Here is a 9876-nt window from a genome sequence, read left to right as displayed (position 1 = left end):
TCATAACCAACCTCCAACTAACAATTTGAATTGATCCATGAAGTTAGCAAAATGTGTTCCGAATCTGTCCAGGCCAACTACCATGAATAACGCTCCATCATTTCATCCAGCGCGGATTGTACCCGTTCATCCCGCTCATCCTGCAGGCTCAGATAAAGAGAAAAAACATCGACGCTGTCATTATCGGCCAGAAGGGTCGGGTTATAACGCCATATCTGGATTGTGCAGGTTCCTGGCTCTTCCACAGGAATCACTTCAACCCCTTTTTCCCGGATGACCTTCCAGCCATCTCTGCCAACTGCGTAGACCGGGGTAGATGGATAGCCCAGAATTGTCCGAGAAGCCAGGGCGCTTTCTCCCGCAAGCAGAGGAAATTTTATGGGAACATCGTTCTCCATGAGCCGGACTTCCTCACGTACCGGATTCCGCAAAAGAGGACAGGCATTTTCCCATAGAGTTTTCTTCCCACTGGAAAAGCATAGATGACGTTCGCGTCCCTCCCTGGTGACTACTCCTAATCCATGGGCTTCGATTTCGTCCAAAGCCCGAGTCATGGTCATGGCGGTGTAACCAAGTCGCGCGGCAAGTGCCTTGGGGGTGACTTCCTCATCAATGTTGCCGGTAAGAGAGTGGAGTATCACTACCTGAGTGGCGGGGCTTAGCTGGTCGGTTTTGATCAATGGTTGGCGCCAGCTCCCCCTTTGCTGCATGACCATGCCAAGAGCCGGCCAGAAAAGTTGACTGCCCGGTACCACGAAAGGAATTCCATTTTCTATCAGTTTTTTTCGCACATACCCTGGCAATGCCTGAGCAATCAGGCAGTAGCCTTCCATTTCACCCAGTGGTAATTGAGATAAATGCTTCATGAAGGAAGTTGGTTTAAACTCCCGTTGATCACGAAGCAATACTCCCAGATGTGTTCGATTACTTATCTGTAAGCTGTATAATGCATAAAGCTGCCGCAAAAAATGCGGAAGGCGTTTCCCCACGGTCAAGGGAGTGATCGCAATTCGCTCTTGGGTCACGACTGCCATAAACTGCTCAAACTGTTTTAATATCTCGTCCATAAAAGCCATAATAACATTTTTTTAAACGATAACATTTAATTGGTTGATCCGAGACAAGAAAAGCGCGATAGTTTTCAAGGCCGGATCCTCCTCTTTAAAGATCGCAAACCGGAACGTACCACTGTGAAAGAACTTCTGACAGACCATACTGCACCCTCTGCGAGTTACTTCAATAATAGCACTTCCTGCTCCAGACCAACACCCCAACGGTTGATCAGTTCGACAACAAAACGAACTTGTGGATCGGCGTTTTTTCTAAGCCTGGCCAGAATGGCAATATTGTCGCTGATAAGTTCTTTTTTGCCGTATCGGGACAATAAACTCTCGAGGTCTGGAGGAATGAAAAGTTCCGTCCTGCCGGGACAAGCCGATTGTAAACGCAAAAACTCATCTAGGCCGACAGGATCGTAGTCTCCGCAGTGGATTATCCGGGCATGTTGCATGGCCGGAGAGGCCAACCAGGCCAAGACTTTGCTGTTCAGCCGCCCTTGGGCGTAAATCGCGATATCAGCCTTTATGTCAAGTTTTTCGAAATTCCAAAAAACTTCAAGATTTTCGACAAAGGCAACAGTTCCTGAAAATCCCCAGAGCGTTTTCTCGTCGAGACGAAGAGCGGCAACACCAGCCATTGCAGACCAGTCAGCAACGGCCAAAGCCTGATTGCCGGAGTGGAATGTACTGCCGTTAAATCCGCGCAACAACACAGCAACCGGCTGTGTTGTCCGTGCTTTTTTTGAATCCCGCAACTCGGCTATAGCTTGACTGCGAGATGATACCTTTGCCGTAACTCCCTCCGGGCCGGAGGGATAGGTTTTGCTCATGAACGATTTAAGTGCGTTTGCATCATGCAAAACAACACGTCTGCCTGCGCCACTGCGAGCTGTCTGCAGAACTCCGGCCTCAAACAGGCTTTTCAAACAAGTTCGGTCCCGAGCGCCCAATCGGCTCTCGGCAATAAAGCCCTGCGTCTGCAGGAGCACGAGTTTTTCGGCAAGAAAATCAACGGCCATCGGCGGTTTTCCTTTCGATGCGCACCAGGGCGGTTTTCGGATCGAGCATGATCCGACCTTTTTGTTCACGCAGAAAATAGAGAGAATCAGCCGCTTCCATGGCCTCAGGACTGGCCAGCACGGCCACAAATCCCATTTTCCGAGCTTCGCAAACAATTGCGGTCAGATTTTCCCGGTCGAGGCTGGAGGCCTCATCAAGATAGAAAGGCATAGTAACTTCTTTATTTCCCAGCAGGCCTTTGAGGAGCAACAGATTAATGAGAACCTTGATGGTGATCGTCGTGCCGTTTGATTCAATGGAATCAAGATGGGGGTAACGCCTGATTTGCCCATCAACGCTGGTAACTTCAAAGTGCAGGTCAAAAAGATCGGCCAGTTCAACGCGCTGATGTTTTTTAAGCAGATCCCCTAACTGGCTGTGCGCTTCGCTGACTGCCGTTGGGTCTGCGAATAAGGGTGAAACTTCCGCTTCGACCATGGTTTTTATCCTCTTGGTCCATTCCGGATGCTCACGCAAGATGAGCCGCAGCCGAGCCAGGTTGGAAATGGAAATACGCCCCAGGCGGCGATTCAGTTCATCAATCCGCATGATAAGGGTTTGCAGGTCACGATTCAGGCCTTTGAATGAACTTTGCAGACCGGCAACCAGACTCTTCCAGAGTTCCTGAACCGCATTTTCCCGTTCGGCCACGGCATCGACTTCGTCTTGCAGATTGGCTAAGGTAACAGCTTCATCTTCGCCAAGATATTTATCATAGGTGCGCTGATTAACCGTATGGAAATATTCACTGAAGCGTTGCGCTATTTCGCTTTGCTCCCTGCTTTTTTGTTCATACATTTCAAGGAGCGCTTCAAGGTCATGACCTTCAGGGGTGAAGGTTTCAAGGGGCCATGCCGAATCCGGCTTGGTCAATTTCCTGAGTCGTTGAATCAGGGTCTGGCGCTTTGTTTCGATTGTTTTCAGACCCTGGCTGGCAGAACGTTCTTCTTCTCTCAGGGTCGATTGTCGGCTTTTAAGTTGTGCCATGGCCCCAGTAAGTTCGGTTAACTGCGAATTAAGCAGCACCAGAGCGTGCTTGTTCTTTTCAAATTCAGGAAGCTCTTTTCGGTAGTTTCTATAGCGGAGCAGGCGGTGAGAGAGTTGTTTCCACTCTTCTTTTAATTTTTGCCTATCTCTTTTTAGCGGTTCAGCATTTTGGGCAGCCTCAAAAAGCTGTTGTTCCCGACCCAGAGCCTTTTTCTGTTCCTCAATGCGGGTATGGAGGACATCGGCATCACGATACCGAGAAAGATCCGGCGGATTTATGGAGGAGAGAACCAGGCGGATCCGGTCATCTTGATAGACGCCTTCTTGAATGTGGCCACTGATGTGCTCCAGGGCTTCCTGTATCTTTTGCTCATTGCGAAGTTCTATGGCCTCTTCACCTTGGATCAACCCTAATATATCCGGGTTAATTAACCTGAAGGCATTCTGTAGATCTTCATCGGGCAGCATCTGGAGGATTTTGGTGGCGGCAAGTCGGGAAAACTGGTCGCGCTGCTTTTCAAGCCCGGTCAATTCCGTCTGCATTGCCGATATCCGGGCTTGCATTTGGGAAAGAGAAAGGTCTGCGGCCTGTCCGAGAGAGGCGCCGAGGTCATCAATCTTTGTTTCCAACAGCTGGCATCTGGATTCTTCAAAATCGACAAGATACTGTTGAAACTCTTCGGTTGCCTGTTGATGTCTTTCTATGGCACCTTCGAGCTTGCCAAGAGCTTGATTCAATTCTTGCTGGGTTTTTTCTCCTCCGGCGATTTTTTCAATCAGCGATTGTCCTTCCTCTCTGAGACGATCAAGACGATCGTGGACTTTCTTTTCCTGCCCGGCAAACTCATCTTCTTGCCGAGAATGGGCACGAGTAATCTCTTGCCAGAGACCTGGAAGAAGGCGCCGCAAGCTGTCGCGCCCAGAGGCAAGTTCAAGGACACGCCGCACATCGTCGGCAATTGTGCGCAGTTCCAGCAACTCCCTGGCTTCCCTACAGACCTTGCTGTATTGGCTTGAATACCCAACTTCCAGATCGACGGCTCGTTGTTGAAATTCACCCTGGTGGATTTCAAGAAGAAACTCCTTCAACTCATTCTGACGCAGATGGGCAAGGCGCAACAGATTGCCGAACACGGCGCGAAATCGTTCATAGTGGTCTCGTTGACGGATCGGCACGAGTCCAAGATTGACTCCACGGTTCTCCCCTAATCCCGTGAGAGCGGCCCGCAAATGTCGCGGTTCGAGAAGACGAAAATCTCGGGCGGCAAGACGGGAGCGTATCTCCTCTGATGGCCGGACGCATCGAGCCTCGTCTAAATAATCCGCCGCATCATAGACGCCCTGATAGGAAAACCGTTGAAATTCATAACCACGGATGGGCCCCAGCCCCTGGACGCCGACCACCTGATACCCGGTCTGGGTCAGACACTCAAACAGAATGTAACTGTTCTGATCGGGGAAGTAGTATTTCCGCGTATCAGACATCTCCCGTGAAAAGTGCATGCTGCGCTGGTCATCGATGTAGAGGAACTGAAGCACGGCAATCAATGAGGTCTTACCCACATTGTTGGGGCCGATCAGATGCAGCGGATTAATTAACTCGATCTCACCGTAGTCGTATTTACCGGAGCGTACGAGTACCAGTCTGGCTGGGCCGACTATATTCATGGCGCCTGCTCCTCGGTCTGCACCATCTCCTGCTGTTTCAACACCTCCAAACAGAGATCAAAGAATCGATAGGCCGGTGGCCGGAATCGAAAGGTATTATCGGTAAGGCGTTGGCAAAAGCCGAAACGATCCAGTTGCCGCACAATGCCGCGTAAACCGTCTTCATCGAGAACTCCCGATTCCTTGAGATAGGTTCGGAAGCGGGCCGCCTTCAGATGAGGTAGATCGGCAATAGCAAAGGTCTTGGTCATGAGCGTGTCGACAATCGGTTGGCCATGATCGGCAAGAGACTCGATGAGGATGAGAACAAACAACGCCATACGGGAGGATTGCGAACTCAAACTGTCTTTGCCACGGAAATAAAAAAAGTCACGAGGATGGCGCTCCAGCCGGAAACCAAGATGCCCAAAAAGGTCATGGTAGGAATCCAGATTGTCTCGCAGCGCTGCGTAAGGCCCACCGTCTTCGGCGCAGAGATGTCGTCCCCGGCGTAGGGCCTCGAATATTTCACTAAGGAAAGGCAGGGCAAATGGGCTGTTTTGGCTCATAGGCGTTTTCCAATTTGCAGAGGTCGAGCGATTAGAAAGATGTCGGAAAAAGCGTAGCGCTGCACCTCTTCATTAAAATGCATCTCCCGGGGATCGCCAAGATAGATACGGCCGTAAGCTCTCACCAATTCTCCAGCAGTTGCTTTGGGGTATTGTGCCAATAACCAGGTTAAAAGGTCGGGAACCGGTACGGATGCATCCAGACGGGCAAACAAATCCGACGGCAGAATGAACTCATGGAGTGGTATCTCCTCGGCAGCAGGCAGCGGTTGAGGAACCGTAGGCTCATAGCCCTGCACTTCATGGAAGAAGGCCTCCAGGTAGGTATCTGAAAAAGTTCCTTCAAGCCGCCAGATCGGTATGGCAAGGCAGGCATCAAAATTTAGGCTCGCCAGACCTGCACGGTCAATCTTTTCCAGGGCAAGGGAGGCCCCGCGCACCAATTCGCTCTCCCGCTTGAGCGAAATATAGAGCGGTTCCACCTCTTTCATCGATTCATAAAAGTTTTCGGCAACTTCCCGGCGCAAGCGCAGTAATCGGGCCCGGCAACGAGAGAATTCACGGGTGAGCGCTCCGTCTAAAACAAAAGTTTTCCCGTCTGTTAGCAGGCTGCGTTCCAAGTCATCCAGACTTGCATCCATTGCTTTTTTGACATCAATCAAATCCCGAAGGGGCTCAAGGTGGCGGTTCCACAGACGATTGATGACCTCAAAACGCTCCCGGACTGTGCGCTTATCACGGTTGGCTTTGAGCTTGAGCACTTCGGTGAGGATGGCTTCACGATTTGCCTGGGAATCCTGGCGGATGCGCTCAATCACCTGTGAGATGTCAGTGAGCGCTCGGGCTGCCTGGTTGTTTAACTTCTGGAGTGCAGCGCCATCAATTTCGTTGCGCAGATCCTCGAGATCGCTCAGATAGCCTTGAATGACTTTGGCGGAGGTGAGGCGGTGTTCCCTAAGCAGAAAAGCAAGAAGAGCGCCTATGGGAGCGGTGAGTTCAAAGGTCGCAGTCGCATCAGGAACCGGCTCAATAATACCATACGATATAAGTTGATTAATGATTGCCGCCGAACCCGGGGCGCCTTCAGTACGGGAAGCATCAATCAAATCCCGCAAATCCGCTTCCGTCAGCCCGGTGCTGCGGTAGAAAAGATCAAGCAGCAGAGGGTAGTGCCGATCAGCAAAACGGAAGAAACTTTGAGGGTTGGTGGCCATTGGCTTAGTCTACATTTAGGCGTTATGGGCAAAGGCTTGAGCGCCTCAGGCTGAATTTTTGTCACTACAACCGAAAAATCAGTAAAAAATATTTGGGATGCAGTATCAGATTGAACACTTTAATATTTTTTGGAGGCTAAAGTCAAAAGGTTACGCCTGAAAACTTTCCAGTGGGATCTTTCCTGGCACCCACTGAAGACAAAGGGGATAAAGCGATGTTGAATAGGTATGTCGTCTCTTTGGATGGTAGTCTGGGGTCATAAATCTTTTGCGCTTCAAAAAATCCTTTGCCATTTCTCGCCTTTTCAGTACTAAATATAAGAAAGAGGAGGTATCCCTGTGCAGACATCGAGAAGCTTTAGCAGAGATGAAATATGTCGGCTTATAGCAGACCATGGAGGTGAAGAGCGGATTCCCCCCAAATTTAATATCATCATCGACACCAGCGACTTTTTCAAGGTGGAATACAATGATGTAGTTCTGCTTGGAGACTCTCCTTACTGGGTTAAACGCTACGAAAAAGAGGGCCGCTTCGGCCTGGATGACGAGCCAAAATACTGGGTGCGTCGAGCCATTAATCTCCTGGATGGCTCCACCAGGATCCTCAAACTTGTATTCCATGAACAGTTCGAAACAAAGATCGGCGGAATAGTCATCAAATGCTTCCGCAGTCCTAAAAAGGAAGCTCGCATCCTTGATCTGGTCGCTGATCACCCCAATTTTATGCATGGCCATTGGGTTCAAGATTCGGCCGGCAACGTTATCCGAATTCTCGATTTCATTTACGGCATGCGCTACGATGACATCATTGTGCCCTACGGAAAAGACCACCAGGATTATTTCTACAATTATTTCCCTAAAGTTCTCGATCAGTTCATTGAAATGCTGGCGGCTATAAAATTTCTTCACGACCATGGAGAAAAACATGGCGATATCCGCCGCGACCACATCCTCTGGGACAGGGAGAGAGAAGTTCTCAGGTGGATCGATTTTGATTACAATTATCTGCATGGCGAATCTAAATTCAGCTTTGATCTACAAGGGCTTGGCAATATTCTGATTTTTCTGGTAGGGCGTGGCGATGTGCTTGTCGCGGATCTCCACAACAATAATAAGGCACTTTTCGACACATTGTGGGGCGAAGACCTCAATATTTCCTATAAGAATAGGGTGGCGAATATAAAAAAAATATTTCCGTATATCCCAGAATCACTCAACAGGGTTCTTCTTCATTTTTCCAATGGAGCTCAAATATTCTATGATACAACGGGCCAAATGCTTGATGATCTTTACACTGCCCGTACCGATATTCTTGACCTGACAGGAGGGAGATCATGAACGTGAACGATCTTACAAAAAGAGACACTGAACGCCATCTTCTGGCAGCAGTAGACGAGTCGGAAAACTCAAAACGCGCCGTAATGTATCTAGCTGATTTTTTCGGTGACAACAAAGATATTTTCATTACCCTGCTCTCCATCATCCAGGAACCTTCAGAAGATTTTTTCCCTACTGATGCTGAACGCCATAAATGGGTGAAAGAAAAAAAAGAAACTATGGAAAAAATACTGGCTGGATACCGACAAATCCTTCTGGGGGCCGGGTTTCAAGAAAACCAGCTGGAGACGCGTCTTTCTGTCCGGCAGTGCGATTCAATCGGCGACGTAATACTGGAAGAACAGGAAAAGCTACGCTGCTGTATTGTGGTAGTTGGACGGCGAGGCCTGACCCACAGCGAGGAGTTTATTTTCGGCTCAACATCCAATAAAATCCTGCATCACGCCAAAAACTGTGCTGTTATGGTAATCGAATAGATTCCCCAACAGTGACAAATTGAAGCTTTGATAGCTCCTTTTTACCTATAGGCAAGAACCTGGAGTTCTTTAATGCTCTGTTTATCGACAAGCTGGACGACATTGGTTGTTCCGGTCTTGATTGAGTGTCGGCTGATGGTAACGATAAACGGTTCCTCGGGATCAATTTTCTCCAGCTTTATCGCTCTTTTGTAAAAATTTAAGATCGCCTTATCGCTGTCCTGATAGGTTCGGTCTACCAGGAAGGGCTCCACACCCCAAACTACCGACAACCTCCGATATGTTTTTTGATTGCTGGTAACGGCAATAATCTTTATCTCCGGACGCTGGCGCGCAACCATCAATGCCGTCAGACCTGTTTCCGTGAAGGTAACAATCGCCGAAACCCCCATTTTCTGTGAAAGCGCAACGGCTGCAGCTGCCATTGCTTTTCGGTTGTCCCGCATTTCCACGAATTCCCGGTACCATGGATAATATTTCTCTGTGGCGTTTATCGTATCGGAAATAACCTGTACAGACTCTTCGGGAAAATCCCCGACAGTTGTTTCATCTGAGAGCATTACCGCGTCGGTGCCATCTAAGACCGCATTGGCAATATCAGAGACCTCTGCCCTTGTCGGGTAGGGCGAAGAGACCATTGACATAAGCATCTGAGTTGCGATGATCACCGGCAGCCCCTTCTCCCTCGCCTTTGCTATGATCTGTTTCTGTAAAACAGGTATGACATAGGGGCCCATCTCAACGCCGAGATCGCCCCTGGCGATCATCAAACCATCTGCTGCCTGAATAATTTCTTCTATATTATCTACAGCCGCAGCTTTTTCAATCTTGGCAAACACCGGAACGTCCGCCCCGGCCATTTTAACAAGCATTTTGGCCTGTCGTATGTCTTCAGCAGACTGGACAAATGAGAGCGCGATGAGATCGACGTTCTGCGAAATGCCAAAGTTAATATCTTTTTCATCTTTTTCGGTAATCGCCGATATCTTGATCTGCCCCACAGAGAAATTGACGCCTTTTCCCGTAGTCAGCTTGCCGCCGGTTAGAATTCTTATTGTGACGTTGTCGGAATCAATATTTTCTACGATTGAACGGATCGTTCCATCGGCAAAATAGATCTGATCACCAATAGACACCCCGTCAAGGATGTTAGGATAGTTGATGGCAATAGAGTTCTGTACTCTATTGGCACAGGTTTTTCGCTGGACATAGAGAAGATCGTTCTCAGCCAGCCGCATAGGCTCCATCGGCTTTACCCGGATTTTAGGTCCGGAAATATCCTGCAGCAAGGCGATCGGCCTTTTAAGCTTATCAGCCGTACTTCGTACGTTGTTGATAAGCATTTTATGAAAGTCATGATCGCCATGGCTAAAATTGAGGCGAAATACATTGACCCCCAATAGAATCATTCTTTCAATAATGGCCGTATCGGATGTTGCCGGGCCCAGGGTTGCAATTATTTTCGTTCTGGCCATAAGTATTCATCTTTGATCTGTTAAGGTTGCTCTGTTACGCTTATGAATTTTCA

General features: G+C 48.9%; 8 protein-coding genes. 2 read left to right on the top strand and 6 right to left on the bottom strand.

Annotation, left to right across the window (positions count from 1 at the left end):
* Positions 1 to 77: 77 nt before the first annotated feature.
* The 5 genes from HQK80_03745 to HQK80_03725 all read right to left on the bottom strand — a co-directional run bounded on the left by HQK80_03745 (position 78) and on the right by HQK80_03725 (position 6534).
* Positions 78 to 1067, bottom strand: coding sequence for a MarR family transcriptional regulator (locus HQK80_03745; protein MBF0221337.1), 990 nt, complete (start codon positions 1065 to 1067; stop codon positions 78 to 80).
* A gap of 164 nt (positions 1068 to 1231) precedes the next feature.
* A complete protein-coding gene (locus HQK80_03740) occupies positions 1232 to 2077 on the bottom strand; it encodes a hypothetical protein (protein MBF0221336.1) in 846 nt (281 codons plus the stop codon).
* Positions 2067 to 4772, bottom strand: coding sequence for a hypothetical protein (locus HQK80_03735; protein ID MBF0221335.1), 2706 nt, complete (start codon positions 4770 to 4772; stop codon positions 2067 to 2069). The genes HQK80_03740 and HQK80_03735 overlap by 11 nt, the downstream gene beginning before the upstream one ends.
* Positions 4769 to 5320 carry a hypothetical protein gene (locus tag HQK80_03730; GenBank protein MBF0221334.1) on the bottom strand — a complete coding sequence of 184 codons (552 nt, stop codon included), beginning with the start codon at positions 5318 to 5320 and terminating at the stop codon, positions 4769 to 4771. The genes HQK80_03735 and HQK80_03730 overlap by 4 nt, the downstream gene beginning before the upstream one ends.
* Positions 5317 to 6534: a hypothetical protein gene (locus HQK80_03725; protein MBF0221333.1), complete on the bottom strand. Its 1218-nt coding sequence runs from the start codon at positions 6532 to 6534 to the stop codon at positions 5317 to 5319. Before HQK80_03725 ends, HQK80_03730 begins: the two co-directional genes overlap by 4 nt.
* A 339-nt stretch (positions 6535 to 6873) precedes the next feature.
* Between HQK80_03725 and HQK80_03720 the strand changes: the two genes are divergently transcribed.
* Both HQK80_03720 and HQK80_03715 read left to right on the top strand, forming a co-directional pair.
* Complete coding sequence (locus tag HQK80_03720; protein MBF0221332.1) at positions 6874 to 7872, top strand: hypothetical protein; 999 nt, start codon at positions 6874 to 6876, stop codon at positions 7870 to 7872.
* Positions 7869 to 8348: a universal stress protein gene (locus HQK80_03715; GenBank protein MBF0221331.1), complete on the top strand. Its 480-nt coding sequence runs from the start codon at positions 7869 to 7871 to the stop codon at positions 8346 to 8348. Before HQK80_03720 ends, HQK80_03715 begins: the two co-directional genes overlap by 4 nt.
* Before the next feature lie 41 nt (positions 8349 to 8389).
* On the opposite strand, the gene pyk is transcribed toward HQK80_03715, so the two are convergent.
* On the bottom strand, positions 8390 to 9823 hold the full coding sequence (pyk, locus tag HQK80_03710) for a pyruvate kinase (protein MBF0221330.1): 1434 nt from the start codon (positions 9821 to 9823) through the stop codon (positions 8390 to 8392).
* Positions 9824 to 9876 lie beyond the last annotated feature (53 nt).

Source organism: Desulfobulbaceae bacterium, from assembly GCA_015231515.1.
In the GTDB taxonomy this organism is placed as follows: Bacteria; Desulfobacterota; Desulfobulbia; order Desulfobulbales; family VMSU01; genus JADGBM01.
The sequence above is the reverse complement of the archived record's forward strand: the minus strand, read 5'-3'. Positions and strand labels throughout refer to the sequence as shown.

Excerpts from the sequence above, each read along its gene's own strand:
- HQK80_03730 (MBF0221334.1), bottom strand. The coding sequence starts at position 5,320 with ATGAGCCAAAACAGCCCATTTGCCCTGCCTTTCCTTAGTGAAATATTC.
- HQK80_03735 (MBF0221335.1), bottom strand. The coding sequence starts at position 4,772 with ATGAATATAGTCGGCCCAGCCAGACTGGTACTCGTACGCTCCGGTAAA.
- pyk (MBF0221330.1), bottom strand. The coding sequence starts at position 9,823 with ATGGCCAGAACGAAAATAATTGCAACCCTGGGCCCGGCAACATCCGAT.
- HQK80_03740 (MBF0221336.1), bottom strand. The coding sequence starts at position 2,077 with ATGGCCGTTGATTTTCTTGCCGAAAAACTCGTGCTCCTGCAGACGCAG.
- HQK80_03725 (MBF0221333.1), bottom strand. The coding sequence starts at position 6,534 with ATGGCCACCAACCCTCAAAGTTTCTTCCGTTTTGCTGATCGGCACTAC.
- HQK80_03745 (MBF0221337.1), bottom strand. The coding sequence starts at position 1,067 with ATGGACGAGATATTAAAACAGTTTGAGCAGTTTATGGCAGTCGTGACC.
- HQK80_03715 (MBF0221331.1), top strand. The coding sequence starts at position 7,869 with ATGAACGTGAACGATCTTACAAAAAGAGACACTGAACGCCATCTTCTG.